The following is a 17982-nucleotide window of genomic DNA, read 5'->3' on the forward strand; positions in this document are numbered from 1 at the left end:
CACAACGCTCAGTGTATGGTTTGTTGCGTGATTAAGTTACTAATTTAGCAAACTTTTACGAGCCTGAGAAAATTCCGAAGGAATTTTACGGATAAGCACCTGGTAAGCAATGAACTATACACAATGTTGTATGCCGTGTTTTATTTTGGTTTGTTGTTCCGCTCTGATTTTTAAGTCCAGCTTGTCATTCCGAAGTTGTTCGCAGAATTACAGGACTTTTGGGTTTAGAAAACCAGCTTCGCAAAAATTTTCTATCGTCATTTTCCGAACGGCTTGTCAGTCCGACGTTGTTGGGTTTCTTTTTTTACGTTTTGCTTGATAGTCCGATTTTAGTTTTTTTATTTTTTCTTTTACGTATGAGAGTCCAGTCCGACGTTTTGTTTTTAAAAATCAGATTTTTTCTTAAAATTCCGAACTTGTTTTTTTTGATTTCGTAACTTTTGTATGCCGCTCGTAACTCTTTGACCACATGGCATACAACGTTGAGGGTATGCAGCGTGCGGGTTTTCGTGTTCACATCATTATCCACAGTTACTGCCCTTGCCAGCGAGCGATGAACTTGCAATTTGCTCTGAAACCCGCATGATGTATACCCTGTGTTACCAGCTGGGCTTTTTTTATATCTATCTAAGTTTAATTCCACTTTTTTCCAGTAAATCAGCTCCTTTTAAAACTCCTAAACTTTCAATCTTTCGTATTGACAGTTTGTTATGTATATAATTTTTAAGCATTCTCGATGTTGATTGTATTTCAGTCCAATCCCAAGAATCAACCTTACCATTAAAAGTAGTAATATTTTCGTTTTTCAATGCTCCCTTCTCATTAAAGTGTCCGATGTGAGATTGGTTAAGCTCGCTGTTTTTAAGTCCACCGAAATATAATTGAATCAATCCCCAACCATCTGTCGAATATCGAAAAGTATGTCCATTGCAGCGTTTAGGGTCAAGAGCGATTTTCCTAAATATTGGTTTGCCTTTGTGTCTTGGAGTCCAGAGTTGAAAAGTCACAGCAAATTTATCTCCATTGTCAAGGTCAAACTTTGAATCAATGTCGCTTACTGATTTGTATTCGCAAATCTCCAATCCATATTGTGAACTTAAATCATAAAACTTTAAGTCAGTTTCCTTAAATATAAAATCAAGGATTTCCAATTTATCAGTCTTATTTGCAAAAAAGTCGTATGTCATTGTTCGAAGTTGTCTGTTTTTTAGCCTTGCTGGTAACGTGTTTGTGTATGGTTAGTTGCGTGGTTAAGCAACTAAGTTAGTAAACATTTACGAACCCGTGAAAATTCCGCAGGAATTTTCGCAAGTAGGCAAGAACCAAGCAATTAATTATACACGGTGTTGGCAATAGTATTTTAATCTTTAGTATTTCCTTTCTCGTCCCATCTTTCCGATTCTCCAGTGGAAAAATTCTTTACTGATTCGATTTGTCCATTTGAATAATATCTTTTCCTTATTCCAATCTCTTTGCCTAGTTTAAATTCAACTTCAAATTCTATATTCCGATTTCCATATTTACTATGAGATTTACCATCTGGTAAACCATCGATAAAATTTTGAGTAAATGAAATTTCACCATCTGAAAACTCACTTTCTATTTTACCATTAAAAGGGACACCATTTTTGTGTAAAATTAAATTTACGTCAGATGTTCCTTTAAAATTTGATTTACCATTTTCACTAAAAAATTCAACTTTAGTTAAACTATCTGAAAGTTTTATGAAACTTGTCTTCGTTTGACCATTTAAGTAATAATCTATGTAGACACTATCTGATCGTTTTAATCTAGGTTTGTCATTAGGAAAGAATTCGGTAAAACTACCGTCAGTAAAATCATCAATTTTTATTCTGTTTCCATTTTCGTCGTAATTTATACTTTGTTTTATTGAGTGACCTTTTTCATAATAACGTTTCCATTTTATAGTAGAGTTTTCAAACCAAGTAATGCATTCTCCATGAACTTGAGAATCTTTGACTGGGATTATGGATTTCTTTTTTCCAGATTCATAAAATGTAATTGTAATACGCTCATTATTTGATTTAATAAACTTTAATTTTTCTATAGAATTATTTTCAAAAAATGTTGTGTCTGTTTTTACAAAGTCTTCTGAGTTAATAGCTAAACTTTCTAATTCAGTTTCTATCAAAGATTTTTTTTGACAAGCAAATAAGGAAAGCAAAAGGAATGAGATAATTATTCTTGTGTACATTCTGTTCATCATATTATTGCCAACGGTCTTCTTTACTTTACAGCTGGTTATTTATAGTTGTTTAACTTTACTAAGAAACAAGAGGAGAACTAAAACGGTTTTTGGAATAGCAGTTCCTTTACACGTATCAGTCCTCTTGCTTTTCTTAGGTTGCTTAGGACCATTTGGAATACCAGGAATCACTTCCTATTAAAGGTAATAGTCATAGCAACATTTATTAATCATTCCTAAATAAATAGGATTAACATTTAAAAATATGAAAAAATATGATGATGTGGTCGGTATAGATGTATCTAAATTAACAATAGATGCTCATATGTACAAAAGATCGATCCACCAAGTGTTTTCAAACACTTCCAAGGGATATAAAGCTTTGGTAAAATGGTTAAATAAGAACCTGGAAGGGCAATGCTACTTTCTGTGTTTTGAGAATACCGGTCATTACTCTACAAATTTAAGTATCTACTTATCACAAAACGATATGGATTATGTAGAGGAAAGTCCATTAGCCATTAAGCGCTCAGCGGGAATTGTGAGAGGAAAAACAGATAGGCTTGATTCCGAAATGATTGCTAGATATGCTTGGTTGCACAAGGAGGAACTGGTTTTGAGTACCCCTAAGGAAAAAGATATTCAAGAGATAGGTAGATTACTGTCTTTAAGAGATCAGCTTGTTAGAGATCGCACAGGAAAGATGAGCACTCTTAAAGAAGCACAATCACTGCTCAAAAGCCCATCTACAGATAGTTGCTGCAAGATAGCAACAAAGACCATAGCCTACCTTACCAAGCAGATTGCTGCTCTTGAGGATAGGATTAAAATACTAATGCAAAGTGAGGAAGGACTTGATAAAAATTTCAAGCTTCTAAATACGATAAAAGGAGTAGGTTTGATATTAGCTAGTCAGCTTATCTATCATACCAATAACTTCCAGCGTTTTGATGGTTGGCGGCAGTTCTCAAGTTATTGTGGTGTAGCACCGTTTTCGCATAGCTCAGGCACCAGTATAAAACGAAGGAATAAAATCCATCATATAGGAGATAGAAAAATGAAGACACTATTGACAATGGCCAGTGTCAGTGCAATACAATGTGATAGTGAACTCAAGTTGTATTATCAAAGAAGATTAGCAGAAGGAAAGCCAAAACTAGTAGCATTGAACAACGTAAGAAACAAGATTTTGTCAAGGGCTTTTTCCGTAATTAAGAGAGGAACTCCATACGTTGAATTACAGCAGTTTGCGGCTTAAAAATACTTGCATTTTTATTAGGATTTGACCTTGGAATACGTATATGGCTCGTAGCGTGTAAATTAGAAAATTATTTTCGGATTAAGCACAAGCCAGATTTTTAAATTTTACTATTTATCTTTTTTACGGGAAATCGTCAAATTTAAAAATTTGTCGACTTTCCAAATATGCCTTAACTTCGTTTAAGCAACTAATTAGCTATGAGCTATATACGTTGTTGTGAGCAGTATTTATTCGCAATATTCTTTAAATCTAATATTTTTCAAAGCTTTAAAAAAGTCGGCTTGAGTTGAGTCAGCTAAATCATTTCCATAAAAACTTAATCGTATTTTATTTGAGTTCATTCCGCCACCTTTTAAGCTATCGATATAAATTCCACTTGCACCAAAGCCTTTAATTTTTGGTTGAATAAATTTCGCTTGAAAACAGTCGATGCTATCAAGTTCAAATTCGTATTTCAAGTAATTTTTCGGCTCGTAATCAGCAGAGGTGAAGTCCGCTACGATTAGATGTTTTTTTCCTTTTAGCTTTTCTTTCTGTTCTGTTGTCAATTCCGCATATTCAGATTCTTCAAAAACAAGTAATTCCGGATTTCTGGTCAAATCAGGCGAATAAGCTCCTAAATCAAAAATCAACGTATCGTTTCTGTCCGTAATCAATCCGCTAACATAACTATCAATTCCTTTTATTTCATATTCCGACCAACTTCTCGGAACAGTTATTTCAAACGCTCCGTAGTCAATCGTTTTGTTTTTTGACTTATCACACGATAAAATCAAGAGTAAAATTAGTATCGATAGCGTTTTTCTCATATTGCTCACAACGGTCGTGTATATGGCTCGTAGCGTGCAAATTATGAAATTATTTTCGGATTGAGCACGAGTCGAATTTTTTAATTATTCTTATTATCTTTTTTCTCAATAAGCCAAATTAAAAAATTTGGCGGACTAGCAAATATACCTTAACTTCGATTAAGCAATTAACTAGCTATGAGCTATATACGTTGTTGTGTGCAGTACTTATGCGTTCAGTTTGAATTTTTCTAAAACGTCAAATCCGAATTTCTGACAAAATAAAACTAACTCATTAAATTCCTGAAAGCTAAAAAGTATGCGTTGATTTTCCTTATAAACCTTTCTTTTAAGGATTTCGTTCATTTCCATTTTTGTCTCTGAATTTATTATGTCAAAACGCTCCAACTTCTTTTTCTCTCCATTTTGTAATAAGTTCACTTCATAAAACCACCATTTCAGTTCAAGTCCATTCTCAACGTTAAAATCTAAAGGACGAACTATTCCATTTCTATGGACTAAACATCGTCTAACTCTATTTATAGTTTTTACCTCTTCTATAAATTTTAGAGGTTCTTTTAATGATTCGCTTACTTTTTCTATAAGTCTCGGAAAATTATTTTGAGAATTGGCATCATTCGGTTCAAATATCAATTCCTTAAATTCTCCAAAAGTTGTTTTTCTTTTAGTTTTAATTTTTTCGTTCAAATCAATTATAAACGAAAAACTAATTAAAAGTTCGGTCAATGCAGAAATTAAATCCTCAAATCCCTTTTTTAAAATCCAGTTCTTAAAGTTTGTTTTACTTTCCTCAACAGTTAATTCTCCAATTGGTGTATGAGTAAATATTGAATTTTCTTCTAAACTCAAACTTTTTGGCAATTCAGTAGTTAATTCGAGCGAATTAATTCCGAAAAATACTGCGTTGCTACATTCAGATAACTTTTAATTTAAAGTTATTAATAAATCATTTGGGTTTAGTTTTAATGTTGCTGTTAAATTATCGCTCAATGTTTTTTTTGTATTGCACACAACGGTTGTGTATATGGCTCGTAGCGAGCAAATTAGAAAATTATTTTAGGATTAAGTACAAGCCAGATTTTTAAATTTTACTATTTATCTTTTTTTATTGGAAATCGTCAAATTTAAAAATTTGGCGACTTTCCAGATACGCTTTTACTTCGATTAAACAAATAATAAGCTATGAGCTATATACGTTGTTGCCCACAGTATTTTATTCAGTTTCTAATTCAATCGTTATTTTTTCTCCTTGTTCAACCATAGGGCGAATATTTTCAACTTCATCCCAATTTTCTTTTGCACTTGGTATTTGTTCGGAATATAGATGATAAACTGCAAATATTTTTGCGTCAATAGTAATATTCTGTTCTTTAGCGTTTTTCAAAATCCAATAGGGTACAAAAGCTAAATCTATTTTTTCCATTTTACCAATAGTTTCAGGTTCCGTTGTGTCTCCTGATAAGTAGATTTTTTTATTGTGCCAAGTTATCAAATACGAGTAGTGACGAAATGAAATACCGAATACCGTATGGTCAGTTTTATTAGCCTTTATTTCAAAATTTTCTATGGATTCTCCCAATTTTTCTAATTCCGAAATGTTTGAAACACCATAAGTCTGTCCACCTTTGTCTTTCATCACTTTTTTTAGATTTTTTTTAGAGTAATGGTCAGAGTGTTTATGTGTAAAAATGAAAATAGAGTTTTCTTTAATACTATCTAATTCCGATTCTTTAAATTCCATATATCCGTGAGCTCCCGATTTGTATGGGAAATCAATGTAGAAATTTGTGATGCCATCAGTCATATGAAGTCCGCAATTCCCTATAAATTCGATTTGAATTTCTTTTGTTTGTGAAAATCCAAAAGTTATAATTAGGCAAAAAATCAGAGTAAAAATTTTGTTCATATTCGTGGTTTTATATTGTGGGCAACGTTTTGTGTATGATTAGTTGCGCGTGAAAGAAACTAATTTAGTAAACAAATACTTGTCAGTGAAATTTCTTAAGGAATTTTCCAGACGGCACTAGCCAAAGCAATTAATTATACACCGTGTTGTGTGTAGTTTATCTATTTTCTTCGATTAACGATTCGGTCTCTCCTTTTGCCAAAATTCTATTTTCGTCTAATAAATATCTTTCTCCAACATCCGACATTTCAAACAATATTGCTTTCAAATTTGAATTGTTTTCTGCCTTGGCTTTATTCCATTGGTTTGAAAGAAAACCACTTAACATTTTAACTTCGATTTGGTAGAATTCCTCACTTCCAACATCAATCCAAGACTCATTGTTATCATTTATAATTTCTTCCCATAATTCTTTAAAAATATCCTTAAGCTTTATGTTTTCGTCATCCGTTTCAATTTCCATCTCTGGAAAATCACTGTATCTTTCTGAACGGAGGTTTTGATTGGGTTCAATTAATATTCTAAAATATTGAGATATGTAATAGTAGACAGAGAATAAGCTGATTTTATCAGTAATTGACATTTGACTTTCGAATTCTTGATTATGGACTTTTTTGAATAGGTTCGAAATGTCATTTTTTATTGGTTCAAGAACAAATACTGGATAATGTCTTTTATATTCTTCTTCAAGAAACTTATATAGGGTTTCGTTTTTCCATCTACCAATTTCAGTGGTTCTGGATTTCATTTCAGAATTTATCTGATATGCTTTTTCGTAAGTTGAATTTATAAGCTGCCAATTATTTTTTATCAACTGTGACTGAATATCTGAATTGTTAATTGTATTCGGTTTTGTATTTAATCCAAAGAGTTCTTCAAATATTCCCATAAATTATAGTTTTAGTTCTATCGATGTTTCTTATGTGTGTTAAAATTACACACAACGCTCAGTGTATGGTTTGTTGCGTGATTAAGTTACTAATTTAGCAAACTTTGACGAGCCTGAGAAAATTCCGAAGGAATTTTCCAGATAAGCACTTGGCAAGCAATGAACTATACACAATGTTGTATGCCGTGTTTTATTTTGGTTTATTGTTCCGCTCTGATTTTTAAGTCCAGCTTGTCATTCCGACGTTGTTCTCAGAATTGCAGGACTTTTGGGTTTAGAAAACCAGCTTCGCAAAAATTTTCTATCGTCATTTTCCGAACGGCTTGTCAGTTCGACGTTGTTGGGTTTCTTTTTTTTACGTTTTGCTTGACAGTCCTGTTTTATCTGTTTTCTGTTTATTTTTTCTTTTACGTACGAGAGTTCAGTCCGACGTTTTGTTTTTTAAAATCAGATTTTTTCTTAAAATTCCGAACTTGTTTTTTTTGATTTCGTAACTTTTGTATGCCGCTCGTAACTCTCTGACCACATGGCATACAACGTGTTTGTGTATGGTTAGTTGCGTGGTTAAGCAACTAAGTTAGCAAACATTTACGAACCTGTGAAAATTCCGCAGGAATTTTCGCAAGTAGGCAAGAACAAAGCAATTAATTATACACGGTGTTGCCCATAGTTATTTTTATTCGTTCAATATTTTTATTTATTTCATCGTTCTGATTAAATTCAAGTCGGTCAATTGTGATTCCGCATTTGTCTTTTGCAATTTCTGCATTAACAATTTGTTCCAAATAATCAATTTCGTTCGCACTTACTCCGTAATAATCAAACAGAAGAATTTCATATTTTTCAAAATCACATTTTATAGCTAACGCTTTACTTTTTCCAATTGTCAGATTATTCAATTTCTCTTTAGAATCTAATTCTAAATATTCAGCTATAATTTTCGCTTTTGTTCCGTCAACATTTAGTTTTTCCGTTATATAATTCTCAACAGTAAGTGATTTCATAAATTTCCGAAATCCACTTTCTGAATATTCTTTTGACAATTTTATTTTAGGGATTTTTTTCTCAAAGTGATTCATTAATTCATTTCGGAAACTCCGAACTAAACTATTTCCTTTAGAATCAAAATTCGGCAAGCATAACCTAATTAGTTTTCCAGATTCCATATCAAATTCAGGGATTAAAATTCCCTTAAATTCAAATTTTGGATTATGAAATATGGTGTTCGTCATAATTGTGGGCAACGTGATTGTGTATGGTTAGTTGCGTGGTTTAGCGACTAAGTTAGCAAACATTTACGAACCCGTGAATATTCCGCAGGAATATTCGCAAGTAGGCAAGAACAAAGCAATTAATTATACACGGTGTTGTGCAACGTAATTTTATTCATTAATTCCTTTGTTCGATAAATATTTCTTAAATGCCAATTGATTTTCTTCTGTCCAATTGGTCTTTAATTTAAAATTCCGGTCATCAAGAGTGAAAAATCGAGTTTCCTCATGAACAAACATAAATCCTAGGACTTTAGAGCCAGTATTTGCCTTAACGTGCATCCAACATGTTTTTATAAAATCAAGATAATTACTTTCATCATCTGTCATTTCGTTTATTGTTCCTTTAAAATCATATTCAATGGAATCACTAAAATTGTAATATTTATTGAGATTAAGTTCTTTCCATATCTCTTCATAAATACTATCCAAAATTTCTAATCTGTTTTCTGCTTCTTTAAATTTACACTCTATGTTAGGCTGAAAATCTCTAAATTTTTCCCAAGGATATACTAATTCGCTTTGAACAGCATCTAAATCAAATCCGTTTAATAAATCATAATGAATGTCTATTACATTAATTGCATGAGGTGCTGATACACTTTTTTCTAGTTCCCTTGTTTGTAATTTTTTAAAAAATAATATGACATCATCTCTCATACTTTCAAGTACGAAAAATTTATAATAGTAATTCCAGCTATCAGTAAATATTTCAGTTACGAAGTCTAAATCCCAAAGAGTATTACCAAAGAAAGGTCTACTATTTGAAGAATTAGTATAAGAAGAAGGATTTTCTAAATCATAATAGCTCAATGCGTTTATTGTTCTATTATAAATGTCTGAAGCAATATGCCAATACTCCTTTAAAATTTCTGATTTTATGTTACTATTGTCGGATTTTTCCATTAGTTAGATGAGATGAGTTTTATGTTGCACAACACCCATATAACGTTACTCAAGCCATAAAAGTAACGTTATATCGCTTAAGTCAATACTTCTGGGTCGTCTATAGTAAAGATATTCAAATATAGCTACTTTTCAAGTGGACTGTTATTTTTTTTAGTATTGATATCGGTAGTCTTAGTATCAAAATGTTTATTCGTGTCATGTTTAGCGTTATCAAAGGTGATGCTTTAAAGTCTAATTGGTTAGGATTTAGAGACGAGCAAATACTTTGCTATTACTAGTCTTTAACAATTACATTTTATAAATTATCCCTTTCAAGACGAAATTTTACAAATACAAATAGAATAATCTATAGCGTTTCCAACTTAATTCCTCTGATTGGCTTTTAATATTTTGATAGTTAATTACTTAAAGGGTTCGTAACATTGTATTCATGACTTCACTCGAAATAATATCAAAAACTGTTTGTAGAAAATAGGAATTAATATATCTTTGCAATCCAATTTAAAATGGTGGTTGTAGCTCAGCTGGTTAGAGCGTTGGTTTGTGGTACCAAAAGTCGCCGGTTCGAACCCGGTCTTCCACCCAAAATTAGTAAGCCTTTCAGAAATGAAGGGCTTTTTTTGTGTCATTAATCTTAGCACAAACCATAGGGTGAGAAGTTTATGGATCAATCTCAAAAGTTGTGTGTGAGTTGGATAAATAATTTGATCTTTGCCCAAAAAAAGATCGTACATTGAATTTATCCCTAGACCTGCTCAAGTTACTATTACCAGAATTACTAGTTTCACATTTTGACATCACTAGACATAGTATAGAACAAGATACTGTCCATCTGTATTTTGAAGAGAAAAAAGATACGCCTAAAGAAGAAAAGAGCCGTACCCTTATAGCCCACGGTTTTCATAAACAAGTGACCGTTCAAGATTTTCCTTTGCGCGGTAAAAAAGTATTCTTGCATATAAAGCGTCGGCGTTGGCTCGATAAACCCAGCAAAGAAGTTGTACAAAGAGATTGGAATCTAGTAGCACAGGGAACTCGTATGACCGTAGAGTTTGCTGCTTTTTTAAAAGTACTTGGTCAGTACTAAGGCTAATGACTGTCATACCATTGGTCGTTTTTATGGCGTTAATGGTAAGAAGCTCGGGCGGCAGTATCGAGATTATCTTAGTGAGTTTAAAGACTGGAAAGCCAAGAAACATGCTAAAGAGTGGCTCGTCTTTCCTGAGAACATGGGCAAGTATTTATCCATTGATGAAACAGCTCTCTCCAAAGGTGAACTCTATACCATTATCACCAATAAAAAAGCTAAAGGCAAGAAAGGAGCTATAGTAGCTATTATGGCAGGAACTAAGGTGGAGCCTATTATAGAACAACTCCTTAAAATTCCTAAATCAAAAAGAGATAAGGTTAAAGAGATCACCTTGGATATGGCCAACTCTATGAAGTTCATTGCTAAAAAGTGTTTTCCCAAAGCTATACAGGTTACCGACCGTTTTCATGTACAAAAACTAGCTTTAGAAGCTTTGCAAGATATCAGAATAAAACATCGTTGGGAAGCTATAGATATGGAAAATGACCAAATTAAACAGGCTAAAACTATCGAAAAAGAGTTTATCTCTGAAACATTTAATAATGGAGACTCCAGAAAGCAACTCCTTGCCAGAAGTAGGTACCTGCTCTATAAAGCGCCTAACAACTGGACTCAAAACCAATACCTTAGAGCTAAAATCTTATTTGAACAATATCCGGATATTAAAAAAGCTTATAATCTGGTACAAGGACTTAGGAATATATTTAATACCGCTACTTCTATACAAACAGCTTATACTAAACTCGCCCACTGGTATAAAGATGTAGAGGCTACAGGATTTAGGGCTTTCAATACTATTGCAAATACAATTACCCTAAACTATAGATCGATACTCAATTATTTTATTAATAGAAGTACTAATGCATCCGCTGAAGCTTTCAATGCCAAAATTAAAGCCTTTAGAGCACAGTTTAGAGGTGTCAAAAACATAGAATTCTTCCTCTTTAGATTAACAACAATTTTTGCCTAACACACAACATTTAGGCATGATCCAAGTTTATGCTGAGCGTAGCCGAAGTAAACCCGGTCTTCCACCCAAAATTAGTAAGCCTTTCAGAAATGAAGGGCTTTTTTTGTATCATTAATCTTAGCACAAACCATAGGGTGAGAAGTTTATGCTGAGCGTAGCCGAAGTAAACCCGGTCTTCCACCCAAAATTAGTAAGCCTTTCAGAAATGAAGGGCTTTTTTTGTATCATTAATCTTAGCACAAACCATAGGGTGAGAAGTTTATGCTGAGCGTAGCCGAAGTAAACCCGGTCTTCCACCCAAAATTAGTAAGCTTCTCTGAAAAGGGAAGCTTTTTTTGTTTCAAAAATTTTAAATGAAAATCCGCTATGAGAAGTTTATGTTCTCCAATAAAAACTATAGAATTTACAACCTTGTATGTTTGCGATATTAGAATTTAATATAGTCGTATGGGATAAATTCATACTTATTCTAAATAAGATAAATTGTTAAATTAGTATTTATTCTTGCGATTTTCTGTTAATAATCTAATAAATAATAACGTTTTGTATTTAATTATGATTTATATGCATTGAAAATCCAATTTTATTACATATTTTAAAATACACTTTATAATTCGTAAATTTGTGTCGCTTAAAAATAATAATCAACCTTAAATATTCTATATGGCTTTTGACATTGATATGATAAAAAAGGTTTACGCTAACATGACAGAGCACGTAGATGCTGCTCGAGAAATTGTAGGTAAGCCATTAACACTTTCGGAAAAAATATTATACGCTCATTTATGGGACGGAAAACCTAATAAAGCTTTTACGAGAGGAAAGGATTATGTAGATTTTGCACCAGACCGTGTGGCTTGCCAAGATGCAACCGCTCAGATGGCATTATTGCAATTTATGCAAGCAGGGAAACCAAAAGTGGCTGTTCCGACAACGGTGCATTGTGATCACTTGATTCAAGCTAAAGATGGCGCAGCAACAGATTTAAAGCACGCTAACAGCACAAGTAGTGAGGTGTTTGATTTCTTAGAATCGGTATCAAATAAGTACGGAATTGGATTCTGGAAACCTGGTGCGGGAATTATTCATCAAGTGGTTTTGGAAAATTATGCGTTTCCAGGAGGAATGATGATCGGTACGGATTCACATACCGTTAATGCTGGTGGACTAGGAATGGTGGCCATTGGAGTAGGTGGAGCTGATGCTGTAGATGTTATGGCAGGCATGGCTTGGGAACTTAAATTCCCAAAATTGATCGGTGTGAAATTAACAGGGAAACTTTCCGGTTGGACTGCACCAAAAGACGTCATTTTAAAAGTTGCCGAAATTCTTACTGTTAAAGGAGGAACTGGTGCTATTGTAGAATATTTTGGTCCTGGAGCGAGGTCTATGTCCTGTACAGGAAAAGGAACCATTTGTAATATGGGTGCCGAAATTGGTGCCACCACGTCTACTTTTGGTTATGACGATTCCATGGAGCGTTACTTAAAAGCTACAGATAGAGCGGATGTTGCGGAAGCAGCTAACCATATAAGAGAATATTTAACTGCAGACGAAGAAGTTTATGCCAACCCTGAGCAATATTTCGATCAAGTTATTGAAATTAACCTGTCTGAATTAGGACCTTTATTGAATGGGCCTTTTACGCCAGATTTATCAACGGAAGTTGGTGCTGCAATGACAGAGAAAGCTAAGGCTAACGATTGGCCTATTCAGGTAGAATGGGGATTAATCGGTTCTTGTACCAATTCGTCTTATGAAGATTTATCAAGAGCATCTTCGATTGCACAACAAGCTTTGGACAAAGGTCTTAAGATGAAGTCTGAATTGGGTATCAATCCTGGTTCCGAACAAGTACGCTACACAGCAGATAGAGATGGTATTTTAGGGATTTTTGAAAAATTGGATGCTAAAATATTCACCAATGCCTGTGGCCCTTGTATTGGTCAATGGGCAAGATATAGCGATCCTAAAAATGCACCTAAGAATAGTATTGTACATTCTTTTAATAGAAACTTTGCTAAGCGTGCCGATGGAAATCCAAATACGCATGCTTTTGTAGCATCTCCAGAATTGACAGCTGCCATTGCAGTAGCAGGACGTTTGGATTTTAATCCATTAACGGATAAGCTCATAAATGAAAATGGCGAAGAAGTGATGTTCGAGGAACCAACAGGATGGGAATTGCCTCCAAAAGGTTTTGAGGTTAAGGACAATGGTTATTTAGCACCAGTTGCTGATGGTAGTGGTTTAGAAGTCACGGTTAGTCCTGATTCTGAACGGTTACAATTATTGACACCTTTTGAACCTATCGGAAACGAAATTAAAGGCGCAAAGTTGTTAATCAAAGCTTTTGGAAAATGTACAACAGACCATATTTCAATGGCCGGACCTTGGTTACGTTTCAGAGGGCATTTAGATAATATTTCAAATAACTGTTTAATTGGTGCTGTTAATGCGTTTGGTAAGAAGACCAATTTTGTTAAAAATCAATTGACAGGTGAGTTTGGAGGCGTACCAGATACGGCGAGAGCTTATAAAGCTGAAGGCATACCATCTATTGTAGTGGGTGACCATAATTATGGTGAAGGATCTTCAAGAGAGCATGCTGCTATGGAACCAAGACATTTAGGTGTTGTGGCCGTGATTGTAAAGTCTTTTGCGCGTATTCACGAAACCAACCTTAAAAAACAAGGAATGTTGGGTTTAACCTTTGATAATGAGGCCGATTATGATTTGATTCAAGAAGATGATACCTTCAACTTTACGGATTTAAATGAATTTGCTCCAGATAAACCATTACATGTTGAAGTAGTGCATGCAGATGGTAGCAAAGATACCATTGCATTGAACCATACCTATAACCAAGCACAAATTGATTGGTATAATGAAGGTTCTGCTTTAAATTTAATTAAGAAACAAAATAAAGCATAACACATTTTTAATTTATAAAATGAGCCCTTGAGAAATCAGGGGCTTTTTTATGTTATTATCTCTGTAAGTTTTACAAATTTGCTACGACTGACGTCTAGATTTAACAAAAATACTTCCCAATGCAGTCACTGTGGTTCTTTGACGACGTCAACCTTTTTCAGGTACTTTGTCCGCATAAGTTTAAGGCTTATAAAGAAGAGCACGACTTTTGTGCTTACAAAAAGAAAGATTATATCTACTTTGAAGCAGACTCCGCTAATAAAGTTTATTTAATAGAAAAAGGCAAAGTCAAAATTGGCTATTATAGTGAAGAGGGTAATGAAATAGTAAAAGCCATCCTGTCAAAAGGAGAATTATTTGGCGAAAAAGCTATTTTAGGTGCCGAAAAGCGCGATGAGTTTGCGCAATCCATAGATAACTCAACTTCCATCTGTCCTATCAGTGTAGAAACCATGCACGATTTAATGCGGAATAACCAAACCTTTAGTCTTAAGGTTTATAAATTTATTGGATTTAAGTTTAAAAAGTTAGAGCGCAGATTACAATTACTATTATTTAAGGATACCAAAACCCGCCTCATTGAATTTTTAGATGAACTTTGTAATGATTATGGCTATAACTGCGATAAAACAGGAGACCAAATTATAAAACATCCGTTTACCCAAAAAGATATCGCTTCATTAATAGGCACTTCAAGACCAACTATAAATATTCTTCTTAATGAACTTAAAGAAGAAAATTACTTGGATTTTAACAGAAAAGAGATAAGAATCTTAAAATCATCGGCTTAATGTTAGCTAGCTAACATTTAATGAAAGACCTATGCTCTAATTTTGAAATATAATTTTAAAATTTAAAAGCAATGATGAAAAAAATGATTTTAGCAGTTTTGGCATTGGGAATTTTTGCCACCTCATGTAGTAGTGATGATGACAATAACAGTCCTACAAATTCAAATTTAATTCTTAATCTTGATGGTTTAGAGGCTTTAGGGAATGATTTTGTATATGAAGGATGGATTATTGTAGATGGGTCTCCTGTATCAACAGGGACATTTAGTAGTGTGGATTTTCCAAAAACTTTTCCAGTAAATACCACACAATTAAATGAAGCAACCACTTTTGTGCTATCGATTGAGCCAGCAGTAGATACTGATCCTGCTCCGGCAGCAACAAAAATTTTAGCTGGTGATTTTTCAGGAGCTTCGGCAACAGTAAATTCTAATGGTATCGTAGGTAATTTTAGTTCTTCAAGTGGAACTTATATTTTAGCAACGCCTACAGATACAGATGATACCAATGAGGCTAGTGGTGTTTGGTTTTTAGACAATTCTAGTGGAACTCCAATGACAGGGTTGAATTTACCAACCTTAACTGATGGCTGGAAATATGAAGGATGGGCAGTGTTGAATGGAACTCCAATCAGTACGGGAACATTTATTGATCCAGCGTCCGCAGACGAGAATGCTACAACTTCAATGTTTAAAGGTGATGCAGGAAGTGGGCCTGGATATCCTGGAGAAGATTATTTGCAAAATGCGCCGGCAGGAATGACTTTTCCAACCGATTTAAGAGGTGCGACTATTGTGATTTCAGTGGAACCAAGTCCAGACAATAGTCCAATGCCCTTTACATTAAAGCCATTGGCGCATGAAGTTCCTGGAAATGCAATGGTACATAGCGCGATTTCCATGGGAACGGGACCAGTTGCAACAATTTCGGGTTCGGTAACAAGAAATTAATAGGAGTTTATATTTGTTAGATTTGAAGCGTAATACTAATTTTGGTGTTGCGCTTCTTTAATATATGGATCAATGGGCAAAACGAATAAGAATAGCATGAGAATTTCCACTATCATTGGTATTGCATTGGTAGTGGTATTGATTTTTCCACAAACGAGACGGACTATTCAAATAGGGTTGCATAAAGCCTTGAGCCTTGTTAATCAATCATCGCTAATCGATTTAGAAGATAGAAAATCTGTGGATTATGCAGATTGGAAATTAAAATCGGATAGGGATGATACAACTTTAGAATTTGAAGATACAAAGGGAAAAGTAGTATTCATTAATTTTTGGGCAACTTGGTGTCCTCCTTGCATAGCCGAAATGCCGAGCCTTCAAGAATTGTATAATGATTATAATGATAGAGTTGTATTTCTATTTGTCACCAAAGATGGCTTTGAAACCGTTGATAAATTTAAAACTAAAAGAGGATTTAATTTTGAAGTTTTTAATCCCATATCCAAAACGCCTACTGAATTAGTAACAGGTTCTATCCCAAGAACTTTTATTGTAAATAAGAAAGGTAAAATTGTGGTTGACGAATCTGGTGCAGTAGATTGGAACAGTTTAAAGGTCAGACAGCAATTAGATAATTTGCTTTTGGAATAAATAGAAACACAGTTTTAAACCATTCCTATTTAAAATACTTAAAAGGCACAATCAACATTCCAAAATTTTCGCCTTCGTTTTTACCTAAGTGCTTATGATGAATTTTGTGTGCGCGTCTTAATCCTCTTGCGTATTTGTTGTCTATATTCCGTAGCCATTTAAAACGTTGATGTATAAAAATATCATGAACCACAAAATAAGCCAAGCCATAAGCCAAAATACCAAGACCAATAGGTAAGGTGTACCAAATATCTTCGTAACCCCAAAGATAAAAACAGGTCATACTAACTACGGCATAAAAAATAAAGAACGCATCATTTCGCTCAAACCAACTATCATGGTCTTTATGATGATGGTCTTTGTGTAAGCTCCACAAAAACCCATGCATTATATATTTATGTGTAAACCAGGCATTAAATTCCATGATAAAGAAGGTGCCAAAAAAAATCAATATCCAAAATATGGTTTGCATAATAGTGTTTTGTTTTTAAAGTAAATTTAATTGATATTTCACATAACTGCGAGTTAATAACTCAATTTTTCTGTAATTGGGAACTCTGATTCTGGTCGATTTGATTTGTAGAGCAGGCGTCTTTTTTAGTTTTTCCAGTAATTTGCTGTAATAACGATAAGCCATAAAAACCCCAAATTTAGCTTCAATAGGTAAGCGTTTGATACCTTGTAATCCTTTTTCAAAATCGGCTTCAATATCATCTATAATGGCTTTTTTTGAAGTCTCGTCTAATTGATTCAAATCGGTATTTGGAAAATAAGTTCTGCTAAGGTCTTCAAAGTCTGCTTTTAAATCGCGCAAGAAATTTACTTTCTGAAAAGCGGAGCCCAAACTCATCGCAGAATCTTTTAAATCTTCATATTTCTCATTATCTCCTTTTACAAAAACCTTGAGGCACATTAACCCAACCACATCCGCAGAGCCATAAATGTAGGCTTTATATTCTTCTTCAGTAAGATAATCTGTTTTATGAAGATCCAAACGCATACTGTTCATAAAAGAATCTACTAAATGTTTATCGATCCCATACTTATGAAAGGTATCTTGAAAAGCATTCAATATGGGATTTAAACTTATCTTATCCTCTAAAGCCGCTTCAAGGTCGCCTTCAAAATTTTTGAAAAGCTTTTCTTTGTCATAATCGTGGAATGTATCTACGATCTCATCGGCAAATCTTACAAAACCATAAATATTGTAAATATCTTGTCTAATGCTGTCGGATAGCATTTTGGTAGCTAGAGAGAATGAGGTGCTGTAGGCATTGGTAACTGCCTTACTACATTCTCGGGATACGTTGTCGAAAATTGATTTCATATTTATAATTGCTTAGCC

The 17982-nt window shown here is 33.8% G+C and carries 17 protein-coding genes and 1 tRNA gene; 8 read left to right on the forward strand and 10 right to left on the reverse strand.

Features of this window, described 5'->3' with window-relative positions; translation table 11 throughout:
• Nucleotides 1–623: 623 nt before the first annotated feature.
• Entirely contained in the window at nt 624–1187 is a 564-nt protein-coding gene (locus tag HM987_RS07205; RefSeq protein WP_179006552.1) for a hypothetical protein, read from the reverse strand.
• A gap of 173 nt (nt 1188–1360) precedes the next feature.
• Nucleotides 1361–2152, reverse strand: coding sequence for a toxin-antitoxin system YwqK family antitoxin (locus HM987_RS07210; RefSeq protein WP_179006554.1), 792 nt, complete (start codon nt 2150–2152; stop codon nt 1361–1363).
• A gap of 319 nt (nt 2153–2471) precedes the next feature.
• Here HM987_RS07210 and HM987_RS07215 point away from each other — a divergent pair, with 319 nt between their 5' ends.
• Nucleotides 2472–3464 (forward strand): IS110 family RNA-guided transposase, encoded by a 993-nt coding sequence (locus HM987_RS07215; RefSeq protein WP_179006555.1) that lies wholly within the window; start codon nt 2472–2474, stop codon nt 3462–3464.
• A 230-nt stretch (nt 3465–3694) separates the two neighbouring features.
• On the opposite strand, the gene HM987_RS07220 is transcribed toward HM987_RS07215, so the two are convergent.
• From HM987_RS07220 to HM987_RS07245, 6 genes are all read right to left on the reverse strand, one after another.
• On the reverse strand, nt 3695–4276 hold the full coding sequence (locus HM987_RS07220) for a hypothetical protein (protein WP_179006557.1): 582 nt from the start codon (nt 4274–4276) through the stop codon (nt 3695–3697).
• Between the two features lie 207 nt (nt 4277–4483).
• The gene (locus tag HM987_RS07225) at nt 4484–5125 is read right to left on the reverse strand and encodes a hypothetical protein (RefSeq protein ID WP_179006559.1); all 642 of its coding nucleotides are present in this window, start codon (nt 5123–5125) and stop codon (nt 4484–4486) included.
• Between the two features lie 364 nt (nt 5126–5489).
• Nucleotides 5490–6182 (reverse strand): MBL fold metallo-hydrolase, encoded by a 693-nt coding sequence (locus HM987_RS07230; protein ID WP_179006561.1) that lies wholly within the window; start codon nt 6180–6182, stop codon nt 5490–5492.
• Between the two features lie 157 nt (nt 6183–6339).
• The gene (locus HM987_RS07235) at nt 6340–7071 is read right to left on the reverse strand and encodes a hypothetical protein (RefSeq protein ID WP_179006563.1); all 732 of its coding nucleotides are present in this window, start codon (nt 7069–7071) and stop codon (nt 6340–6342) included.
• A gap of 644 nt (nt 7072–7715) precedes the next feature.
• Nucleotides 7716–8303 carry a hypothetical protein gene (locus tag HM987_RS07240; RefSeq protein ID WP_179006565.1) on the reverse strand — a complete coding sequence of 196 codons (588 nt, stop codon included), beginning with the start codon at nt 8301–8303 and terminating at the stop codon, nt 7716–7718.
• 150 nt (nt 8304–8453) lie between these two features.
• Nucleotides 8454–9248 (reverse strand): hypothetical protein, encoded by a 795-nt coding sequence (locus tag HM987_RS07245; protein ID WP_179006567.1) that lies wholly within the window; start codon nt 9246–9248, stop codon nt 8454–8456.
• A gap of 511 nt (nt 9249–9759) precedes the next feature.
• Between HM987_RS07245 and HM987_RS07250 the strand changes: the two genes are divergently transcribed.
• From HM987_RS07250 to HM987_RS07280, 7 genes are all read left to right on the forward strand, one after another.
• Nucleotides 9760–9835: transfer RNA gene (locus HM987_RS07250), tRNA-His, on the forward strand.
• A 149-nt stretch (nt 9836–9984) separates the two neighbouring features.
• Nucleotides 9985–10338 carry an ISAon1 family transposase N-terminal region protein gene (locus HM987_RS07255; RefSeq protein WP_179004828.1) on the forward strand — a complete coding sequence of 118 codons (354 nt, stop codon included), beginning with the start codon at nt 9985–9987 and terminating at the stop codon, nt 10336–10338.
• A complete protein-coding gene (locus tag HM987_RS07260; RefSeq protein ID WP_179004830.1) occupies nt 10325–11311 on the forward strand; it encodes an ISAon1 family transposase in 987 nt (328 codons plus the stop codon). Before HM987_RS07255 ends, HM987_RS07260 begins: the two co-directional genes overlap by 14 nt.
• A gap of 663 nt (nt 11312–11974) precedes the next feature.
• Entirely contained in the window at nt 11975–14245 is a 2271-nt protein-coding gene (locus tag HM987_RS07265; RefSeq protein ID WP_179006570.1) for an aconitate hydratase, read from the forward strand.
• 119 nt (nt 14246–14364) lie between these two features.
• Nucleotides 14365–15036, forward strand: a complete 672-nt coding sequence (locus HM987_RS07270) for a Crp/Fnr family transcriptional regulator (RefSeq protein WP_179006572.1) — start codon at nt 14365–14367, stop codon at nt 15034–15036.
• 71 nt (nt 15037–15107) lie between these two features.
• Nucleotides 15108–15986, forward strand: coding sequence for an anti-sigma factor (locus HM987_RS07275; RefSeq protein WP_179006574.1), 879 nt, complete (start codon nt 15108–15110; stop codon nt 15984–15986).
• 96 nt (nt 15987–16082) lie between these two features.
• Complete coding sequence (locus HM987_RS07280) at nt 16083–16637, forward strand: TlpA family protein disulfide reductase (RefSeq protein WP_179006575.1); 555 nt, start codon at nt 16083–16085, stop codon at nt 16635–16637.
• A gap of 25 nt (nt 16638–16662) precedes the next feature.
• Here the strand turns inward: HM987_RS07280 and HM987_RS07285 are convergent, their stop codons facing one another.
• Entirely contained in the window at nt 16663–17109 is a 447-nt protein-coding gene (locus tag HM987_RS07285) for a sterol desaturase family protein (RefSeq protein ID WP_179006577.1), read from the reverse strand.
• 15 nt (nt 17110–17124) lie between these two features.
• Nucleotides 17125–17964 (reverse strand): phytoene/squalene synthase family protein, encoded by an 840-nt coding sequence (locus HM987_RS07290; RefSeq protein ID WP_179006580.1) that lies wholly within the window; start codon nt 17962–17964, stop codon nt 17125–17127.
• Nucleotides 17965–17982: the final 18 nt, after the last annotated feature.

The sequence above is a fragment of the Winogradskyella forsetii genome, from assembly GCF_013394595.1.
Taxonomy (GTDB): Bacteria; Bacteroidota; Bacteroidia; order Flavobacteriales; family Flavobacteriaceae; genus Winogradskyella; species Winogradskyella forsetii.

Bases quoted from the DNA above. Each gene is read 5' to 3' on its own strand.
- HM987_RS07205 (WP_179006552.1), bottom strand. From the start codon at position 1,187: ATGACATACGACTTTTTTGCAAATAAGACTGATAAATTGGAAATCCTT.
- HM987_RS07215 (WP_179006555.1), top strand. From the start codon at position 2,472: ATGAAAAAATATGATGATGTGGTCGGTATAGATGTATCTAAATTAACA.
- HM987_RS07220 (WP_179006557.1), bottom strand. From the start codon at position 4,276: ATGAGAAAAACGCTATCGATACTAATTTTACTCTTGATTTTATCGTGT.
- HM987_RS07230 (WP_179006561.1), bottom strand. From the start codon at position 6,182: ATGAACAAAATTTTTACTCTGATTTTTTGCCTAATTATAACTTTTGGA.
- HM987_RS07235 (WP_179006563.1), bottom strand. From the start codon at position 7,071: ATGGGAATATTTGAAGAACTCTTTGGATTAAATACAAAACCGAATACA.
- HM987_RS07240 (WP_179006565.1), bottom strand. From the start codon at position 8,303: ATGACGAACACCATATTTCATAATCCAAAATTTGAATTTAAGGGAATT.
- HM987_RS07245 (WP_179006567.1), bottom strand. From the start codon at position 9,248: ATGGAAAAATCCGACAATAGTAACATAAAATCAGAAATTTTAAAGGAG.
- HM987_RS07265 (WP_179006570.1), top strand. From the start codon at position 11,975: ATGGCTTTTGACATTGATATGATAAAAAAGGTTTACGCTAACATGACA.
- HM987_RS07270 (WP_179006572.1), top strand. From the start codon at position 14,365: ATGCAGTCACTGTGGTTCTTTGACGACGTCAACCTTTTTCAGGTACTT.
- HM987_RS07275 (WP_179006574.1), top strand. From the start codon at position 15,108: ATGATGAAAAAAATGATTTTAGCAGTTTTGGCATTGGGAATTTTTGCC.
- HM987_RS07280 (WP_179006575.1), top strand. From the start codon at position 16,083: ATGAGAATTTCCACTATCATTGGTATTGCATTGGTAGTGGTATTGATT.
- HM987_RS07285 (WP_179006577.1), bottom strand. From the start codon at position 17,109: ATGCAAACCATATTTTGGATATTGATTTTTTTTGGCACCTTCTTTATC.
- HM987_RS07290 (WP_179006580.1), bottom strand. From the start codon at position 17,964: ATGAAATCAATTTTCGACAACGTATCCCGAGAATGTAGTAAGGCAGTT.